Genomic DNA, 19,980 nt, shown 5'->3' on the forward strand with positions numbered 1-19,980 from the left:
CCTCTAACTTTACTTGCATTCACTATCAAAAAGGCATAAGGTAAACATATGATTGCAAGCGCTCTCTTGTGGCGGGTGCAAGAGTAAATTAAAGAAGAAAGGAGGAATAATAATGCCGAATATCTTATTGACAAGAATAGACAACCGGCTGGTGCACGGGCAAGTAGGTGTGACTTGGACAACTTCAATCGGGGCCAATTTAATTGTCGTGGTCGATGATGAAGCAGCGGCTGATCCGCTGCAACAACAATTGATGAAAATCACGGCTGATTCTTATGGAGTGGGAATTCGTTTCTACACGGTGCAAAAATGTATTGAAGTAATTGGTAAAGCGATTGACCGCCAAAAAATCTTTATCATTTGCAAAACGCCATTGACAGTGAAACAGCTTATCGATGGCGGAGTACCGATTAAATCTGTGAACGTCGGAAATATGCATTATTCTGAAGGCAAAGATAAACTCAGCAATAAGGTGTATGTTGACGATAAAGATTTGGAAAATTTAAGATATATCCAGTCGAAAAATGTCGATGTCTTCATTCAAGATGTACCTGGAACACCGAAGATGGATATCTAATAAGGGAGTGAGGAAATGGAAATTACTTTACTTGGTGGCATATTGGTTGCATTGATTGCGCTTATCGGTGGTTTGGACTTTTGGCTGGAATCTTTCTTTATTTTTAGACCCATCATTATGAGTACACTGACGGGGTTGGCCTTGGGTGATTTGCAGACGGGCTTGATCGTTGGTGGGATATGTGAATTGACCTTTGCTGGACTTACTCCTGCGGGCGGTACGCAACCGCCGAACCCGATTCTTTCAGGGGTCATGGCAGTGGTAATCGCCCATACAACCGGACAATCACCGACAGCCGCGGTTGCCTTATCCTTGCCGTTCAGTTTCTTGATGCAATACATCGTCTTATTCTTCTATTCAACTTTCTCCTTGTTCATGCCACGTGCCGACAAAGCAGCCGCTGAGGCAGACACCGACTCTTACTACAGAATTAATATCTTACCAATGATTATCGTCAGTATAACCTACGCTGTTATTGTATTTCTTTCCGCTTACGTGGCCCAGGAGCCGATGAAAGCCTTGGTATCATCAATGCCAGAATGGCTGACCCATGCTTTTGAAATCACGGGAGGCGTGTTGCCGGCGATCGGGTTTGCCATGCTTCTGAAAGTCATGTTGAAGGGGAAATATGTCCCTTATTTACTGATCGGATTCTTGATTGCTACCTTCCTCGATTTCGGTAATATTTTACCGGTAGCAATTGTCGGATTAGCCTTTGCTCTCATTGCATTTTACCAAGGAAAAGAGAACCTGGAAATGAAACCTCATTACAGCGCGACTCAATCCACGAATGGAGATGAATTTGAAGATGGCATCTAATTTGACTAAACCAGAAAATAAAAAAGTATTAACCAGAAGTGATATTACGAAACTCGGTTACATGTCCAACTTTCTGCAAATCAGTTTCAACTATGAAAGAATGCAAGCCGGTGGTTGGCTGTTCTCGATGTTGCCGTTCTTGAAAAAGATTTACAAAGATGACAAGGAAGGTTTATCACTCGCGATGCGGGATAACTTGACCTTCATCAACACCAGTCCGCCACTCGTATCCTTCCTGATGGGCTTGCTTTTGTCCCTGGAAGAAAGTAAACAGGATCGTTCTATTATTAACGGGTTAAAGAACGCACTTTTTGGTCCGTTGGCCGGGATTGGTGACGCCATTTTTTGGTTTACGGTGCTACCGATAGTAGCTGGGATTTCCTCCTCCTTTGCGATGCAGGGCAGTGTACTTGGTCCAATCCTGTTTCTTGTGGTTTATCTCATTATCTTTTTTGCAAAAATTCCTTTAGCACATCTCGGCTACGGTTTGGGAACCAAAGCGCTTGACTGGATCCAACAATACTCGTCCATCATCTCCAACGCCGCAACCATCCTTGGGGTGACCGTAGTAGGTGGCTTGATTGCAAGAACCGTGCATATCAATATCCTTTCGACTTTCGAGTTTATTGAAGGACAAACATTCTCCCTTCAGGAAAATTTCCTGGATTCCATTTTACCGAATCTCCTGCCCATCGCTTATACCTTGCTTTTGTATTGGGCTCTGAAGAAGAAAAATGTTAACCCGGTTTGGTTGATACTGGGTACCTTTGTCCTGGCGCTACTATTTTCATATCTAGGAGTATTGTAGCCATGAAAAAAATCATTGTGACAGGTCATGGTAACTATGCCACCGGAATAAAGAGCGCGATGGAGATGCTATCGGGTCCCAACGCAGATTTCTTTTACCTCGACTTTCTTGATGGCGATTCCGAGGAAACCTTGTCGGCAGGTATGAAAGAAATCCTCGAAGCAAATAGCGGAGAAGATAGCTTGATTTTTTGTGATTTGGCAGGTGGGACCCCGTTCAAAGTCGCAGCGACGCTAGCCCGTGAGAACGAACAGATTGAAGTGGTTGCCGGAGCCAATCTAGGATCTTTGTTGGAAATACTGTTTTCCAAAGACAATTTTGAATTGAAAGAATTAGCTGGAAATATCGTCGCATCCAGCCGCAGATCGACCATGCGGTTTGAAAAAAATCCTCCGCCAGTCGATGGCGAAGAAGGGGAAGGTATTTAAGCAGAAAAAGAAGTTCCCTCATTTTTGAGCGAACTTCTTTTAATTTCGGAACTAAAAACTGATATTAAGCCGTCTAGTTCCGACTTTTTTTTAAAATCGGAACTAAAACAATAAATCTCCCATCTTACTTCCGACATTTATCATCAGAATAGCTTGTTTAAAAAAACGTTTGAAGTATAGTGGTAGGGATGGAAGTATTTGAATGAAGGAAGTGGAAACTTGCGTATCAATAAGTATATCAGTGAGGCGGGCAAGGCTTCGCGGCGCGGCGCTGATAAGTTGGTTACTGAAGGGCGCGTAACGATTAATGGAAAACGAGCGGTTATCGGCAGTCAAGTCGAACCTGGCGACGAAGTAAAGGTAGACGGCAACCATATTTTTGTAGCGCAAAATTATGTCTATATCGCTTTGAATAAACCCGTTGGTATTACAAGTACAACGGAAAAAGGAGTCAAAGGAAATATTGTTGATTTGGTCAACCATTCCTTCCGCGTTTTTCATATCGGACGCTTGGACAAAGATTCAGAAGGGCTGATTCTTCTCACCAATGATGGTGATATCGTAAATGAGATTCTGCGTTCAGAGAATCGTCACGAGAAAGAGTACATCGTTTCGGTGGATCGTCCGATAAATGCTGAATTTTTGAAGAATATGTCCGAAGGTGTGCATATCCTGGGTACAAAAACTTTACCCTGTAAGGTTACGCAGCTATCCAAATATGAATTCCAAATCGTATTGACACAAGGATTGAATCGCCAAATCCGTCGTATGTGCGAAGCTTTGGGATACAATGTGTACCAATTAAAGCGACTACGCATCATGAATATTCACCTCGATAAATTGCCAGTCGGACAATGGCGTTACTTATCAAAAAAAGAAAAAAATAAATTATTCCAAGAATTGGATTACGAAGCAAAAGAGTGGTAAAACGACACAAGAAGGCTGGTTATATTGTTGATAAATCGACAATATAGCTAGCCTTTTTATTTTATCCCGTAATGCTTTTTCGCATAAATCACCAAAAACCCAAAAATTATTTGCCAGCTAATAACTCCCATCAGAAAAGGATGAGTTTAACTTGAGTATTGAAAACGTTGATTTTTCCAATTAACCGTTACATTGTATCTAACGATATCAAGGATGTTTTCAGTATTCCTTTTATATGACTGAATTTAGAAAAGTAGGGAGCAAGATGTTGTTTAATTTTAGACAATAATTAAAAAAACACAAAAGTAAGAATCAGATTTTAATTTCTTATAGTAAATTATAAAGTGAATAATTCGAGTTACATTTATTTATTAACTTTAAATTTTTCCAGTTCAAGTACCAGAGTATCTAAATCCACATTGTTTTCCAATGAAAAAGCCGAAAAAAAGCAACCCTCAACCATTGCGACATCAAATACCATGATTTCTTTATTTAATTTTTTCATTTCTTCTTTTAGCAACTTTAACCCTATTTTTGAACTACCTAAATCATAAAAACTTAGAAAATTTGAATGTTCAAGACGGCTTACATTATTTTTAATATCTTCGTAATTCGTTCCTAAGCGACCATCTTCCGTTCCACCGAATGCATAAACAGGGACATTAGGTGCAAAACCCGATAATAATTCTTTTATACCGGAAGCTATCTTTTCAGTATGTGAAATAACTAGAATAGCATTAACCATGGATTGTTTCACTCCAAACACAGTATTATTACTTAAAAATTCTACGCCTCAATAAGCTTGACTCCATTATCTTTGATGATTTGTTGCATAAAATTATTCGGTATTTTATCTGTAATTATATAGTTAAAGGTATCTAAATCGGTTAATTTATAAAAAAAGCTTTTGTTTAACTTATTAGAATCACATAATAATAGTTTGGAGCGGGAATTTTTAATCATTTTTTGTTTAATCATCGCTTGAGGTTCGTTGGCCTCATAGACACCATCGCCATCCAACCCTCTACAAGAAATGATGCTCAAATCAACCTTGTAAGTAGATAACGACTCATTTGCTTTAGCGCCTACAGTGGATGATGACCCAGGGAATAAACTTCCGCCGATTAAGATAGTTTTTAGGTTTTTATTTTTTGATAAATCTAATGCAGTTTGGATACCATTTGTGACAATCGTTAAATCTTTAAATTGGTTCAGATAGGGAACTACAAATTTGACGGTGGTGCTTGAATCTAAAAATAAAGAGAAGCCATCTTCAATAAACGTTGATGCCATATCGGCAATTCTTCTTTTTTCTATCTGGTTTTGGTGATCGCGGTGTGTATATGTTGGTTCACTAGTGGATTCTTGAGGTAACATCGCTCCGCCATGGGATCTCATTATAAGATTCTCTCTTTCCATCTCAACGAGATCTCTTCTAATAGTCGCTTGGCTGACAAATAGACTGTCACAAAGCTCTTGGGTAGAAATGAACTTTTTGTTGTTTAATAAATCTAAAATTGTGTTTTTTCTTTCAATTGGTAGCATATGAATCTCCTAATAATTTTTTTATTTGCTCCGAAACGAACAATGAAAGCGCTCTTCCGATAATATACTACTAATATAAAAAATGTACAATGACATAAACGTAAGTGAAATTGGCATATTGTTATAAAATACAGAAATTATCATTTGAGCGAATTTGAACAAAAATGAACAAGTAATCCATCGAAAACGATTACATTTCAACAGTACGATCAAGTATAGAAATGTAATCGCTTAAATGGTAAATTTTCTACAGAGCAAATATTCGGAGGTGAAGAAATGAAAGGGGTATTAGCATTCGATTTAGGAGCTTCCTCAGGAAGAGCGGTCTTAACCACCCTAGAGAATCAAAAAATGGTGATAAAAGAGGTTAACCGATTTTCAAATTATGCTATTGATAGCAACGGAAGTTTAAGATGGGATTTTGAATTTATAATGGATGAAATATATAAATCAATCAAAAAAGCTGAGCAATTAGGTGATTTTGATAGTTTGGCAATTGATACCTGGGGGGTAGATTTTGGATTACTTGATAAAAACGGAGAATTGATTGAAAATCCCTACCATTATAGAGACAAGAGAACTAATGGTTCTTTTTCCAAGATTAAAGAAATTATTGATCCATTATCTTTGTACCAAAAAACAGGCATTCAAAATATGGAAATCAACACTTTATTCCAACTTTACACACTAAAAAATCAAAAACCAAAAATTTACGACAGAGCGGAACATCTTTTGATGATGCCAGATTTAATCAATTACTACTTAACGGGATCGATTAAAACAGAGAGAACAATTGCCTCTACAACTCAATTATATAACCCCACAAAACAAAATTGGGATTATGGATTAATTGAAAAACTAGGTTTTAAAACAAGCATGTTTCCTGAAATTATCGATCCAGGCAATGTAGTCGGACGATTGAAAGATTCTATAGTTGAAAAATTGGGTGTATCTAATAAAAAGGTTATTGCGATAGGATCTCATGATACAGCAAGTGCGATTGTCTGTACACCTTTTAACAACAAAGAAACTCTATTCTTGTCGTCGGGCACATGGTCACTAATTGGGACACAGCTTAATGAACCAAATATTTCTGAAAATACTTATTATAATAATTTGTCAAATGAAACTGGTGTGGATAATAAGATAACGTTGTTGAAAAACATTACTGGTCTTTGGTTAATTCAGGAAGCCAAAAAACAGTTTGAAAGAGAAGGTAAAAATTACACCTTTGACGATATTTCCCAAATGGCAAAAAATGCGAAATCTGTTGAATGCTATTTTGATACTGATTTAGCAGAGCTGACAGTTCCAGGAGACATACCAAAAAGAATCAGGCTACTCGCCAAAAAAACAAATCAGGATATTCCTTTAAGTGATGGAGAAATAGTAAGGGTAATTTACGAAAATCTTGCTTTAAAATATCGTACAGCTTATGAAGAGTTATGCGACAGCGTCGGTAAATATTTTAAAGATATATACATAGTCGGTGGCGGAGCAAATGCAGATTTTCTTTCCCAATGTACAGCTAATTCATTAAATTTAAATGTAATTTCCGGGTTTACTGAGGCAACAGCTTTAGGTAATAGCCTAGTGCAGATGTTAGCTATGAATGTTATTGAAAGCTTGGATAATGGTAAAGCTATCCTAGCAAATTCATTTGAAACAAAAACATTCTCACCAGAAGACAATGAAAATTGGGAAACAAAGTACTACAACTATAAACAAACTTTAAGTGGAGGCGTGAAAATTGGTAAATAAATTAGTTCTAAATGAAGCCGCATATTTCGGTTCAAATGCTAGAAATGAAATTCCTAGAATAATTAAGGAACATAAATTTAAAAATGTTTTAGTAGTAACACAAAAAGAATTAATTGACTTGGGTGTTGCGACTAAAGTTACTGAATTATTGAGTCAGCAAGGAATTAATTATTCAATTTTTGATGAAGTACAAGAGAATCCAACAGTATCGAATGTTAAGGCAGGAATTATAAAAGCTAAAGAAATTTTAGCTGATGTGATTGTCGCTGTTGGTGGTGGGTCTGCTATTGATACTGCTAAAGCCATTGGTGTGGTTTTAACCAATCCTGAGTTTGAAGATATAACAAGTTTGGAAGGAGCGGTTACCAATAATCGCTGTATTCCAATCATCGCAGTATCCACAACATCTGGGACTGCTGCAGAAGTAACGATTAACTATGTAATTACAGATGAAGAAAAACAAAGAAAATTTGTTGTTGTAGATCCAAACGACCTTCCTATTGTCGCAATTATTGATACCGACTTAGTAACAAGTATGCCGAAATCATTAGCGGCCTTTACAGGAATGGACGCCTTGACCCACGCCGTGGAAGGATACATTACAAGAGGTGCTTGGGAAATTACAGATGCATTGCACTTACATGCTATTAAATTAATTGGAGAAAATCTAAGAGATTCAGCGCTTAAAGGATCAAAAGAAGCGAGAGAAAAAATGGCTATTGCTCAGTATGTTGCAGGGATGGGATTCAGTAATGCTGGATTGGGAATCGTACACTCAATGGCTCACCCGCTAGGAGCTGTATATGGCATTGCTCATGGTGCAGCTAACGCAGTACTTTTACCATATGTCTTAGAATTTAATGCGGATGCAACGGGCACCCGATTCAAAGATATTGCTGAAGCTTTGGGAGTCAAAAATACAGAGGCAATGAGTCAAAGTGAATATAGAAGAGCTGCTATCGATGCAGTAAAAGAGTTATCTACAGATTTAGGAATACCAGAAAAAATTTCTGAATTAGGAGTAAAAGAAGACGATTTAGAGTTATTAGCGGATTACGCGCTTAATGATGCTTGTACTCCAGGAAATCCAAAAGAAGTTACTAAAGAAGATTTGTTCGAACTTTATAAGAAAGCATTTTAATAATTGAGGAGGAAAATTTAATGCAATATCCAAAACTAGGAATTAGACCAGTAATCGATGGACGACAAGGTGGAGTCCGTGAATCATTAGAAAATAAAACGATGCAAATGGCTTTGGAAGCTAAAAAATTGATTGAGGAAAGTTTACGATATGCAGACGGAACACCCGCCCAATGTGTGATAGCTGATCGTACAATTGGCGGTAGAGGCGATGCTGGTAAAGTTACCGATCAGTTTTCTACCGAGAATATTGTTGCAACATTAACTGTAACGCCAGCCTGGTGCTATGGAACGGAAGTATTGGATTTAGATCCTACAAATATCAAGGCTGTTTGGGGATTCAATGGTACCGAAAGACCAGGTGCTGTATTTTTAGCAGCCTCAACTGCTGCTTATGCACAAAAAGGGCAACCCGTATTTAAAATTTATGGAGAAGAAGTACAAGATTTGGATGACAATTCTATTCCAACAGATGTACGGAAAAAATTACTTTCTTTTGCCAAAGGAGTATTTGCAGTTGGGCAAATGAAAGGTAAATCATATGTGAATATCGGATCTTCATGTATGGGAATTGCTGGCTCACAGGTAGATAGTGAATTGTTCAATAAATACTTAGGCATGGCTGTAGAATATGTGGATATGACAGAAATTTTAAGACGAATTACTTTAGAAATTTATGATAAAGATGAATATGAAAAAGCTTTGGCCTGGATTAAGGAGAATTGTAAAGAAGGCCATGATTTAAATGAAGGGAAAGACTTCCCAGAAATTATTACCAAGTCTAAAGTTGTCGCTGCAGACAAAGATTGGGAATTTATTGCTAAGCATGCCATCATTACACGAGATATTATGTTTGGTAATGAAAAATTGGCAGACATTGGTTGGAAAGAAGAAGCTCGTGGAAGAAATGCTATTTCCGGTGGATTCCAAGGGCAACGCCAATGGACCGATTGGTTACCAAATGGAGATTTCACGGAAGCGATCATGAATTCTACTTTTGATTGGAATGGACCTCGTCCTATCACACCTTTTGCAACTGAAAATGATACTCTAAATGGAGCTTCGTTGATGTTGGGGACACTTGTTACTAATAAGGCACCAATGTTTGCGGACGTTAGAACGTACTGGAGTCCGGAGTCTGTTGAACGTGTGACTGGCCATAAGCTTGAAGGAAAAGCAAAAGATGGAATTATTCTTTTGAAAAATTCAGGAGCTGCTGCTTTGGATATGAGCGGAGCCGTTAAAGACGAAGAAGGAAAAGCTGTCACTAAAGAATTCTGGAATATGACAGAATCAGATGTTCAAGCATGTGTAGATGCAACTGTTTGGTGTAGAGCAAACTATGAATATTTCCGAGGTGGTGGTTACTCTTCACGGTTCGTAACGAATGAAGAAATGCCAATTACGATGTATCGCGTGAATGTGGCAGATGGTGTCGGACCAACATTGCAAATTGCAGAAGGATATACATGCAAAATCGATTCCGAAGCTTCACAAATTATCGATGATCGTACTGATAATGCTTGGCCTACTACATGGTTTGCGCCTAACTTAGGAGAACCAGGATTTGAAACGGTTTACAATGTCATGAATAATTGGGAGTCCAATCATAGTTCCAGCGTCTATGGACACGTTGGCGATGAATTGATTACATTAGCAAGTATGTTACGTATTCCAGTCGTATTCCATAATGTACCGAGGGAACGCATCTTCCGCCCTCATACTTTTGGAACTTTTGGTACCAAGGACTTAGAAAGTGCTGATTTTGAAGCATGTAAAAACTATGGACCATTGTACGGATAATAATCGGAGGTAAAGGAAAATGTTAAAAAAAATACCTAAAATCATTTCACCAGAATTACTAAAAATATTGTCTGAAATGGGTCATGGCGACGAGTTAGTGATTGCAGATGGAAATTTTCCATCTGCAGCACTTAACGATCGAGTTGTACGCTACGATGGTAATAATGTTCCAGAATTAATGACTGCTATTCTTGAGCTATATCCTTTAGATTCATACGCGGAGCATCAAGTTTTTCTGATGGGTATAAGCGAAGGAGATTCATACGAACCTACCATATGGAATGAATATACGGAAATATTAAAAAAATCCGGCGAGCCCTACAGTGTGAAATATTTAGAACGTTTTGAATTCTATGAACAAGCAAAAAATGCATATGCTGTGGTTGCGACCGGTGAAGAAGCGCTCTACGCAAATATAATCATAAAAAAAGGCGTAATTAAGTAAGGAGAGATTCCATATGAGCGAAAAATTATTAGAGATGAAAAACATTTCGAAATCTTTTTCAGGGGTCAAAGCCCTTGATAATGTTCAGTTTGATCTTTTTTCAGGTGAAGTACATGCATTAATGGGTGAGAATGGAGCGGGGAAGTCCACACTCATGAAAATTTTGACGGGTGTATATACCAGAGATAGTGGAACTGTAGTAATTAATGGGCAAGAAAAAGTATATTCGAGTCCTAAAGAAGCTCAGGATGATGGTGTTGTAATTGTCCATCAAGAGCTAAACATGATGAAAGATTTAACAGTTGCTGAAAATATATTTATTGGTCGAGAAACTAAAACTAAAGGGTTGTTTATTGATGATAAAGATTTAGTGAACAAATCTAAAAATCTTTTCGAAAAATTAGGCGTTGCTATCGATCCGAATCAACGGGTCGGAGAGTTAACAGTGGGAAATCAACAAATGGTTGAAATCGCAAAAGCGATAAGTATGAATGCCAAAATAATTGTTTTTGATGAACCAACCGCAGCTTTATCAAACAAAGAAATTGAAGATTTATTTATAATAATCAGAGATCTAAGAAAGCAAGGAATTGGTATCGTTTACATATCTCATCGGATGGATGAAATTGGAATTATCACCGATCGAATTACCATAATGAGAGATGGAACTTATGTAAACACCGTACATACTGAGAGTACATCAAAAGAGGATATCATCCGGATGATGGTAGGAAGAACTTTAACTGAAGAGCCGAAAAAAAAATCAAATGTTGATTCAAATGCCCCTGTAGTTCTCGAAGTGAAAAATCTAAATGCAGGGTCAATGGTAAAGGATATTAGCTTCACATTAAGAAAAGGCGAAATCCTTGGCTTTTCAGGCTTAATGGGAGCAGGGAGAACTGAAACAGCCAGAGCTATTTTTGGCGCAGATAGGCTTGATTCTGGAGAAATTTACATCAATGGTGAAAAAGTTACTATCAACAATACAACAGATGCTGTTAATTTGGGTATCGGATATATATCGGAAGACAGAAGACGATACGGGATTTTAACAGAAAAATCCATTGCTCACAATATAGCATTACCTACATTAGAAAATTTTCAAAAGAATAAGTTAATTGATGAGAAGAAGATTTTGACGGAAACCGATATCTATCGAGAAAAATTAAAAATTAAGTCTAGCTCACCTACTCAACTCGTTAAGAATTTGTCTGGTGGTAACCAGCAAAAGGTTGTAATTGCAAAATGGCTAGTCAGAGACAGTGATATTATCATTTTGGATGAACCTACCAGAGGGATTGATATTGGAGCAAAAAGTGAAATATATGATTTGATCAATGAACTTGTGGAAATGGGTAAATCTATTATCATGATATCTTCAGAAATGACTGAGATTTTAAGAATGAGTGATAGAGTTATCGTTTTATGTGAAGGCAGAATGACAGGAGAAGTATCAATTGAAGAAGCGACGCAAGAAAAAATATTGACTTTAGCAACTACAAGAAATGGAGATGAGAATAATGAGCAACGTAGAATTAGCTAATCCGAAAAAAAATAGTACCTTTAAGAATTTAGCGAGCTCTCAGCAATTTGTAGCAGGGTTAGCTTTAGTAATTGTGTATCTAATTTTCTATTTTATGAGTGATTCCTTCCAATCGGTTAATACTTTAACCAGTATTTTTGATTCAGCTTACTATATTGGCTTCCTTGCAATTGGGGTTACATTCGTAATCGCTACTGGTGGGATCGACCTATCATTAGGGACAGGGATGATTGCAGCTGCACTAACTGGAGGTATGCTCTACCAAACACTAGGGTTACCAGTTTGGGTTGCTCTATTGGGAACTTTAATCTTCGGTATCTTATTAGGGGTGTTGAATGGATTTTTGATCGCTAAGCTCAATTTACCACCTTTTATTGCTACATTAGGTACACAGATGGTTACAAGAGGACTTGGATCCATCATAACTAATGTGCAAACAATCAACTATCCACTTAGAAATAGCCCAGAGGGATATTACAAAAGTTTATTCAAAACTGCAAATAATTTTCCGACGGGAATTATACTTTTAATTATCTTTGCAGTTCTCATGTCAATTGTACTGAACCATACTTCTAATGGCCGTTATATTTTATCAATTGGTAGTAATGAGGAAGCTGCTCGCTTGTCAGGTATTAATACAGTGAAGTGGAAATGGAGTGCCTATATTATTAGTGGATTCTTCATTGGATTAGCTGGTATTGCTTACGCTGCAACATACACATCTATTCTTCCTGGCGAAGGAATGGGAATGGAAACTGATGCAATTGCGGGTGTAATTATTGGTGGAACGTCCATGTCAGGTGGGATTGCAAGTATCACTGGAACTATGATTGGTGTTTTCATTATGGCAGTCTTGAAGACTGGACTACCATTTATTGGACTTCAACCTCATTATCAAACATTTATCACTGGTATCGTTATAATTGTTGCTGTTTTAGTCGATGTTATTAAACAAAAGAAAAAGAGAGTATAGGGGGATATCAAAAATGAAATTTAACAACAAGGTTAAATCGTTTGTATTGGGAGTTTCATCTTTAGTTTTATTAGCAGCGTGTGGATCTACAAGTGCAGGAGATACTACAAGTAATTCTACCGATTCAGAGGCTTCTAATGGCGACAGCATCACAATTGAAGTTGTAGCTAAGGGATTCCAACATCAATTTTGGAAATCTGTAAATGATGGCGCTGACAAAGCAGCTGAAGAATTTGGAGCAACAATTAATTTTGTGGGACCTGCAAACGAAACTGCTATTCAAGAACAAGTACAAATGTTGAGTAATGCTATAAATAAGAATCCAAGTGCAATCGTATTGGCTTCTTTAGATACAGAATCTCAAATTGATTTACTAAATCAAGCTTCGGATTCAAATATTCCTATTATCGGATTTGACTCAGGTGTTCCAAATGCACCAGAGGGAAGCATTGCTGCCAATGCTTCAACTGATAATTATGTAGCAGCAACTATTGGTGCTGAAAAGATTTTCGAAGCTTTAGAAGCTGAAATCAGTGGTGCAACAAAAGAAAAACCTGTACGAATCGGTGTCCTTTCACAGGAGGTCAACTCACAATCAATCACAGATCGTACGAATGGTTTTATTGACAAAATGGTTGAATTAGCATCTTCTGTCGATGGATTAAAAGATTCTGTAGCTGTCGTTGGACATAGTAAATTTGCTAATGGCGTTTCTGAAGGTGACGCGGCTGTAATTATTGATCTTCAAGTTCCGGCTCAAATGACAGATGCTGCTGGTCAAACTACAGGACAAACGCTTTTAAATAAAAATGATACAATTGCAGTCTTTGGCTCAAATGAATTTGCTGCAAAAGGATTAATTAATGCTAATAACTCTGTTGGTGGTATTCTCGGAGACAAAGTATTAGCAGTAGGATTCGATTCAGGTAAGATTCAGCAAGATGCTATTAGAAATGAAGTTTTCTATGGCTCGATTACTCAAGATCCCGTATCTATTGGATACAAAGCTGTAGAGTTAGCAATAAAAGCATTAAATGGGGAAACAGTAGACGACGTTGATACTGGTGCAGTTTGGTATGACTCATCAAATATTGATTCTGATGAAGTTTCACCACTACTTTACGAGTAATAATCCATAGAAAAGAGGAATCATATCGTGTTAGAAAAAGAGAGAAAACAATTAGTTAAGTTTGGGAAAAAACTGTTAGATGAAAAATACACACTTGGAACAGGTGGTAATTTAAGTATTTATAACAGAGAACTAGAATTAATGGCCATTACCCCTTCTGGAATTCCTTTTCATGAAATTGAAGAAGAAGATATAGTGATTATGCAACTTGATGGGACTATCGTAGAGGGAAAAAGGAGCCAATCCAGTGAATGGGTAATGCATAAATTGTTTTATGAGCGAAGAACAGATATTAATGCTGTCATTCATGGCCATACTATTCACTCAACTGTTTTAGCAGAGCTAAGATGGCCATTGCCAGCAACACATTATATGCTGGCTGTAGCTGGAAAAGATGTGAAATGTGCAGAATACGCTTCATACGGAACTCCAGAATTGGCTGAAAATGCGTTTGAAGCTATGACAGATAGAAAGGCAGTATTATTAGCAAATCATGGAATTCTTACAGGAGCAGTGGATTTACCAAATGCTTACAATGTCCTTGAAGAAGTCGAATATTGCTCTGAAATATATATTAAAGCCAAAAGTATTGGCGAACCAATAGTGATTGACGATGAAGAAATGGAAAGAATGGCAGAAAAATTCAAGACATATGGACAAATTAAAGAAAAAGTTTAAATAATAGACAAGAACATGCGAAGGCTGGGCTGATAAGCCCAGCCTTCGTTTTCAAAAGGAGAATGAAAATGGGGAAATATGCATTAGGAATTGATTTTGGTACTCTTTCTGCTAGAGCAGTTTTATTGGATGTAGACTCTGGAACAGAACTAGCAGAGGCTGTTTCAGAATATGCAGATGGCGTAATAGAGCGTAATTTACCAAATTATAATATCAAACTAGAGAATAAATGGGCATTACAAAATCCAAATGATTACATTACCTCCTTTGTGAGTGTTTGTAGAGAAATTTCTGCAACAGGATATAATTTAAAAAATCTGATTGGAATCGGAATTGACTTTACCTCTTGCACAGTTCTACCGGTAAATTCAAGTGGGACACCACTGTGTAATATTGAAAAATGGAAAGATAACCCTCATTCATGGGTTAAATTATGGAAGCATCATGCGGCACAACCCCAAGCTGATAAAATCAATGAAGTAGCACACAGTACAAATAATGAATGGATTCATTACTACGGTGGGAAAATATCCTCGGAATGGTTATTCCCAAAGCTTCTTCAAATTCTTGAAGAAGATCAAGAACTATATGAGGAAATGGATTCTTTTATTGAAGCTGGAGATTGGTTAGTTTGGCAACTCACCGGCAACGAGAAGAGAAGCTTGGCAATGGCAGGCTACAAAGCAATGTACGATCCGGAAAAAGGTTTCCCAGGTAAAGACTATTTTAAAGCAATAAATCCCTTGTTTGAAAATGTAGTTACTGAAAAACTGAATGATAAATATTTCCCTGTCACTGCTGTTGCAGGTGGGCTAAAAGAAGAATTTTCAAGATTAACAGGGCTTCCGGTTAATACACCGGTTTCGGTTGCAAACATTGATGCACATGTAGCTGTTTCCTCAACAGGTATCACTCAGAAAGGACAGTTTCTCAGTGTGATTGGAACTTCTTCCTGCGATATAGTTCTATCAGATAAAAAAACAGATGTTAAAGGTATATCTGGCGTTGTATTAGGGGGTGGTGGAAATGAACTGTATGCATATGAGTCAGGCCAAAATGCTGTAGGTGATATTTTTGGATGGTTTATTGAAGAATTGGTTCCTGAAAAAAAATATATAAAAGCCAAAGAAAATAATATTTCGATTTTTGAACTGTTAGAAAACGAGGCAGAAAAAATGAAACCCGGAAGCAATGGTTTATTGGCTTTAGATTGGCATAATGGAAGTAGATCTGTATTAATGGATACTGATTTAACGGGTACAATTTTGGGATTAACCTTAAATACTAAATCTGAAGAAATATTTAGAGCTTTAATAGAAGCAACAGCTTATGGAAAAAGACAAATCATTGAAACATATGAGGCCGCAGGAATAAAAATAAATGAGATTAAATTTACTGGTGGTATCTCTTATAAAAATAAGTTGCTGAATCAAATTTATGCGGATGTATTGGGAAGACAAATCATAGTATCCCCATACCTCCAAACACCTGCAATCGGAGCTGCAATTTTTGCTGCAGTAGCCGCAGAGAAGGATTTAACGATTGAAGAAATTCAATCGAAACTAGATAAGAATCCTGCGATTTATTATCCAAATGAAGAGAATGCTAAAACTTATAATGAATTGTACAAAGAGTATATTTCAATCCATGATTATTTCGGAAAAAACAGTGACACAATGAAAAAACTCTTAAAAATATCAAAAGAAAACGGAGACGTTGACTATGGTAAAAATTAATCGTATGTTTGTAATTCAACTAATTCGCAGGCTTGAAGAAAAATTTAGAATTGAAAAAGACTTTTTAGATAAGTTGGACACAGAAATAGGGGATGGCGATCATGGTACTAACATGGAACTTTCCTTCGTGGAAATGAGACAAGTGTTGACTCAAACAAATAAAGAAGATTTTGGTTCTATTTTAAAAAATATGGGTGATACCTTTCTAAGGGTAGGAGGAGGAATCGGTACATTTCTTTATGGTAGTTCTCTTAATGAAGCCTCCAAAAAACTATCGGGTAAAGCAAAACTCGATATGAAGGATTTTAAACAAATTTTGAAAGATATGGGAGAAGAGATTAAAGAACTTGGGGAGGTAGAAACTGGACAAAAAACGATGTACGATGTGCTAGATGCAGCAGTACAAAACCTTTTTAGCCATCAAGAAAATAATAAAATTTCACATCTAGAGGTTTTAGAAAATATGATTTCAGCGGCTGATTATGCAATGCTTGAAACAAAAAATATGATAGCCAAAAAAGGACGTGCAAGTTATTTTGGTGAAAAAACGCTAGGTCATATTGATCCAGGTGCCTATTCTATGTACCTTATTTTATTAACAATATATGAATTTTATAAAGATGAAATGATATCTGATTTGTTGAAAACATCAAATTATTAGTTTGATATTTAATATAGCAACAATATCTCTTAAGGTGTATTGATTTGAAACCGTTGATAAATTGCACAGTTATGACTTCTGTCATATTCGAATAGTTTTAAAGCTCTTACCATTATCAGAGTTTCTTCTTCGGAAATGATGATAACAAAAATGCTATTTACTATAAAAAATACTTGGAATGAAAAAGAAAAAGTCAGTCGTGATTGAAAATGTAGAAACGAATCCGCATGGCAAAAAAACTCAAGACCTATTGATAAATTTAACCTAAAGAGATCTCCGTCTCAAAATAAAAGAAATCAACACTTCCGATTAAATAGGAAGTGTTGATTTTATCATGACCTTGCTAAAATTATCATTTCGTTTTAATATAGAAACAGTGTTATTAAAATTTCCAGACAAATGAAAAGGGTTACATATTTGTTGGAGATTTTTTTGAGCGCCTGTATCTAACCAACAGGGCTTTCAGAAAAAAATTCAAAAAACGGCGTTAAAGCTATATGTTCTTATTTTTATAGGAGGTCCGAAATGTTCAGAAAGCCTGAAAATCCCAGTATAATCAAGCGTTTTTTGCCGTCTTATCTATTGGTGCTAGCCATTCCGTTATTGGCGAGCTTTTTTATATACCAGATCAATATTAATCAACTAAAGAAGAATGCCAACGAAAACAGTATGATTTTACTTAATCAAACCCGCGATATGTTTGAACAAAAGAATGCTGAAATCGAAAGCTTTGTCCAACAACTCTTTTATAACCCTGAGATACAGCAACTTTCCAAGCGACTTCCGACTGATCAGACCCAAATTCCAACCGACATCAATCGGGTTGTTGATCGTATCGCTCCTTACTGGTATGCAAACCAATTATTCAGCAATTTTTACATATATTTCAATAATCTCAATGTGATTGTCAGTCCAGACGGGGCGTATATACGGCCCAATGATTTTTTTGAGAGTCATTCATACGAGGGATTGGATTATGCGACTTGGCAACGGGCCATCAACCAAGAAGATGCCAACCGCAAATATTTACCTTTTAAAAATGTCACCATCCACGGGAAGAAAGAAGGTTTCATCCCCTATGTTCATACTCTTCATTCACTGAATGAAGGGGTTCACACAAATTTGGTGGTCATGATAAATGTCAAAGAAACACTCTCCCATCTGAACCATGTATCAGCCAATTATGATGGAACAATTTTTATTTTTGATAATCAGAAGCAGTTGCTCCTGAAGGATGGAGAAACGGATGCCATTCCCTTTTACGATGAAGAAAAGGATAAGTTTGTCTTAAAGGAAGATTCTGATGATTTTTTGATTATCAAAACTGAATCACAAAATAATGGTTGGCAGTACGTTGCTGTTTTACCTCAGGAAGCAGTGTTGCAGGATGCTAACGCTATCCGAAATGTCAGTTTACTGATCGCAGGAATTACAGTCGCACTGGGTCTTCTTTTTGTGTATGTCTTTGCCTACCAAAGCAGTCTACCGTTAAGTAAAGTATTGGCGGCCTTACAAGCTTCCAAAATAGAAGCGGAAGAAAGTCCCTATGATTTCATACACAAGAATGTAGTTGATGTTGTTAACAGCAATAAACGTCTGAAAGCACAAATCGATGACCAACTGCCCTTATTACGTGACTCATTAATCCGTAAGTTGGTCACTGGGGAGCTTGCTTTCACAAAATCGACCCAAGAATTACTGGAGCAAGCAGAAATCCAACTGGCTGGTCCCTACGGTTATGTTGGCATTGTGTCCATTGTCCATCTGTTGGACGAATTAGATAAAGAAATGTTAGCGGAAATAAACATGGCGCAACTGTTCATCCAGAACCAATTACAAGAAAAGCTGGGACAATGCATTCTGCTTTCAAACATTGAAAAAGATCAAGTACTCTTCATCGTAACCAGGGAAACATCCTTGAGCTCAGTAGATAAGAAAGAAATGCAAGCCCAATTGCAGACGCTATTAGTGTGTTTCGCAAACGAATATAAGTTGAAAGTAAACATTGCACTTGGGCGTCCGTTTGACGAGTTGAAACAAATACCGATTGCTTACGAAGAGGCAAAACAGGTTCTGCCGGTTATTCAAACGGAACAGAAGGTGGGCAAGATTTATACATGGAATGAAAGTAATGAATATCGAAAAATGGATTATTACTATCCAATCGAATTGGAAGCAAGGATGATTACCTGTGTTAACAATGGTGAGACCGCAGAAGTAAATGCGATTCTAGAAACAATCTTAACTGAAAACACCGAGAGTAGAAAGTTGGATAGTCACGGATTTTTCCAATTGCTCACCTCTATGAAAAATACGGTAAATCGGATTCTGTCAAAAAATATTCATTTGAATGTTGCTAAAAAAGATCAAATACAAGACCGTCTGGATAAGATGGTTCTTTCAGAAGCAACTTTGAAGCAAAATTTCACTGATATTTCGGATATCCTTTGGGAAATAGCACAAGTTATTCTAGAAGAAAAAATGACGAATCGCCAACAGCTGATTTCCAAAATAAAGAAATGTATCCAGCAACATTTCCACGATCCCAATTTATCGGTGTACAAGATTTCCGAACTTACTGGCATTTCCGAGAAAATCATCCCATTGACGTTCAAGGAGCAGGTGGGAATTAACCTGTCTGACTATATCGAGGAAGTACGCATTGGCCATTCCAAGTCGCGCCTGCTGGAGTTCAATCAGACGGTCGAGGAAGTTGCCGAGGAGTCCGGGTACAACAGTGCCCACTCATTCCGACGTGCCTTCAAACGTAATGCCGGGTTGACGCCAAGTGACTTCCGAAAAGCCATTAAACAAGCAAAAAATTGAACCACCAAGAAATTGTACCCCTGGAATTTTGTGTACCTTTTCGCAGCGAACCGCCCAAGAAAACCCTTACATATAAGGTTTCTTGGGCGGTTCGCTCTTAAAAAAATGTCACTTTTGAAAAAATGAATTAGCGCTTATGATAGCGGTAACAAATCGAAAGGAGCAACATTCTATTTTAGGA

18 protein-coding genes are annotated in these 19,980 nt (G+C 37.2%); 16 read left to right on the top strand and 2 right to left on the bottom strand.

Annotation, left to right across the window (positions count from 1 at the left end; translation table 11 throughout):
• Positions 1-112: 112 nt before the first annotated feature.
• The 5 genes from agaB (at position 113) to rluF (ending at position 3,559) form a co-directional block, all read left to right on the top strand.
• Positions 113-577, top strand: coding sequence for a PTS galactosamine transporter subunit IIB (gene agaB, locus ACTU7M_RS04860; RefSeq protein ID WP_443473253.1), 465 nt, complete (start codon positions 113-115; stop codon positions 575-577).
• 15 nt (positions 578-592) lie between these two features.
• Entirely contained in the window at positions 593-1,396 is an 804-nt protein-coding gene (gene agaC / locus ACTU7M_RS04865; RefSeq protein ID WP_443473254.1) for a PTS galactosamine transporter subunit IIC, read from the top strand.
• Entirely contained in the window at positions 1,386-2,204 is an 819-nt protein-coding gene (agaD, locus tag ACTU7M_RS04870; protein WP_443473255.1) for a PTS galactosamine transporter subunit IID, read from the top strand. The genes agaC and agaD overlap by 11 nt, the downstream gene beginning before the upstream one ends.
• Before the next feature lie 2 nt (positions 2,205-2,206).
• Entirely contained in the window at positions 2,207-2,632 is a 426-nt protein-coding gene (locus ACTU7M_RS04875) for a PTS sugar transporter (RefSeq protein WP_443473256.1), read from the top strand.
• Between the two features lie 198 nt (positions 2,633-2,830).
• Positions 2,831-3,559, top strand: coding sequence for a 23S rRNA pseudouridine(2604) synthase RluF (gene rluF, locus ACTU7M_RS04880; protein WP_443473257.1), 729 nt, complete (start codon positions 2,831-2,833; stop codon positions 3,557-3,559).
• Positions 3,560-3,923: 364 nt separating this feature from the next.
• On the opposite strand, the gene ACTU7M_RS04885 is transcribed toward rluF, so the two are convergent.
• Together ACTU7M_RS04885 and ACTU7M_RS04890 are read right to left on the bottom strand one after the other, a co-directional pair.
• Positions 3,924-4,304 (bottom strand): hypothetical protein, encoded by a 381-nt coding sequence (locus ACTU7M_RS04885; protein WP_443473258.1) that lies wholly within the window; start codon positions 4,302-4,304, stop codon positions 3,924-3,926.
• 41 nt (positions 4,305-4,345) lie between these two features.
• Positions 4,346-5,104, bottom strand: coding sequence for a DeoR/GlpR family DNA-binding transcription regulator (locus ACTU7M_RS04890; RefSeq protein ID WP_443473259.1), 759 nt, complete (start codon positions 5,102-5,104; stop codon positions 4,346-4,348).
• Positions 5,105-5,380: 276 nt separating this feature from the next.
• On the opposite strand from ACTU7M_RS04890, the gene ACTU7M_RS04895 reads away from it, so the two are divergent.
• The 11 genes from ACTU7M_RS04895 to ACTU7M_RS04945 all read left to right on the top strand — a co-directional run bounded on the left by ACTU7M_RS04895 (position 5,381) and on the right by ACTU7M_RS04945 (position 19,799).
• Positions 5,381-6,865: a rhamnulokinase gene (locus tag ACTU7M_RS04895; protein ID WP_443473260.1), complete on the top strand. Its 1,485-nt coding sequence runs from the start codon at positions 5,381-5,383 to the stop codon at positions 6,863-6,865.
• Positions 6,855-8,006, top strand: a complete 1,152-nt coding sequence (gene fucO / locus ACTU7M_RS04900; protein ID WP_443473261.1) for a lactaldehyde reductase — start codon at positions 6,855-6,857, stop codon at positions 8,004-8,006. Before ACTU7M_RS04895 ends, fucO begins: the two co-directional genes overlap by 11 nt.
• 20 nt (positions 8,007-8,026) lie before the next feature.
• On the top strand, positions 8,027-9,808 hold the full coding sequence (locus ACTU7M_RS04905; protein WP_443473262.1) for an L-fucose isomerase: 1,782 nt from the start codon (positions 8,027-8,029) through the stop codon (positions 9,806-9,808).
• A gap of 19 nt (positions 9,809-9,827) precedes the next feature.
• Positions 9,828-10,253 (top strand): L-fucose mutarotase, encoded by a 426-nt coding sequence (gene fucU, locus ACTU7M_RS04910; RefSeq protein ID WP_443473263.1) that lies wholly within the window; start codon positions 9,828-9,830, stop codon positions 10,251-10,253.
• Positions 10,254-10,266: 13 nt separating this feature from the next.
• A complete protein-coding gene (locus tag ACTU7M_RS04915) occupies positions 10,267-11,796 on the top strand; it encodes a sugar ABC transporter ATP-binding protein (protein ID WP_443473264.1) in 1,530 nt (509 codons plus the stop codon).
• On the top strand, positions 11,774-12,769 hold the full coding sequence (locus ACTU7M_RS04920; protein ID WP_443473265.1) for an ABC transporter permease: 996 nt from the start codon (positions 11,774-11,776) through the stop codon (positions 12,767-12,769). The genes ACTU7M_RS04915 and ACTU7M_RS04920 overlap by 23 nt, the downstream gene beginning before the upstream one ends.
• Positions 12,770-12,782: 13 nt before the next feature.
• A complete protein-coding gene (locus tag ACTU7M_RS04925; protein WP_443473266.1) occupies positions 12,783-13,898 on the top strand; it encodes an ABC transporter substrate-binding protein in 1,116 nt (371 codons plus the stop codon).
• Positions 13,899-13,922: 24 nt separating this feature from the next.
• On the top strand, positions 13,923-14,576 hold the full coding sequence (locus tag ACTU7M_RS04930) for an L-fuculose-phosphate aldolase (protein ID WP_443473390.1): 654 nt from the start codon (positions 13,923-13,925) through the stop codon (positions 14,574-14,576).
• A gap of 68 nt (positions 14,577-14,644) precedes the next feature.
• Positions 14,645-16,312, top strand: a complete 1,668-nt coding sequence (locus tag ACTU7M_RS04935) for a ribulokinase (protein WP_443473267.1) — start codon at positions 14,645-14,647, stop codon at positions 16,310-16,312.
• The gene (gene dhaL / locus ACTU7M_RS04940; protein WP_443473268.1) at positions 16,299-16,973 is read left to right on the top strand and encodes a dihydroxyacetone kinase subunit DhaL; all 675 of its coding nucleotides are present in this window, start codon (positions 16,299-16,301) and stop codon (positions 16,971-16,973) included. Before ACTU7M_RS04935 ends, dhaL begins: the two co-directional genes overlap by 14 nt.
• A gap of 525 nt (positions 16,974-17,498) precedes the next feature.
• On the top strand, positions 17,499-19,799 hold the full coding sequence (locus tag ACTU7M_RS04945) for a helix-turn-helix domain-containing protein (RefSeq protein WP_443473269.1): 2,301 nt from the start codon (positions 17,499-17,501) through the stop codon (positions 19,797-19,799).
• Positions 19,800-19,980: the final 181 nt, after the last annotated feature.

This window comes from Jeotgalibaca sp. A122 (assembly GCF_052266715.1).
Classification (GTDB): Bacteria; Bacillota; Bacilli; order Lactobacillales; family Aerococcaceae; genus Jeotgalibaca.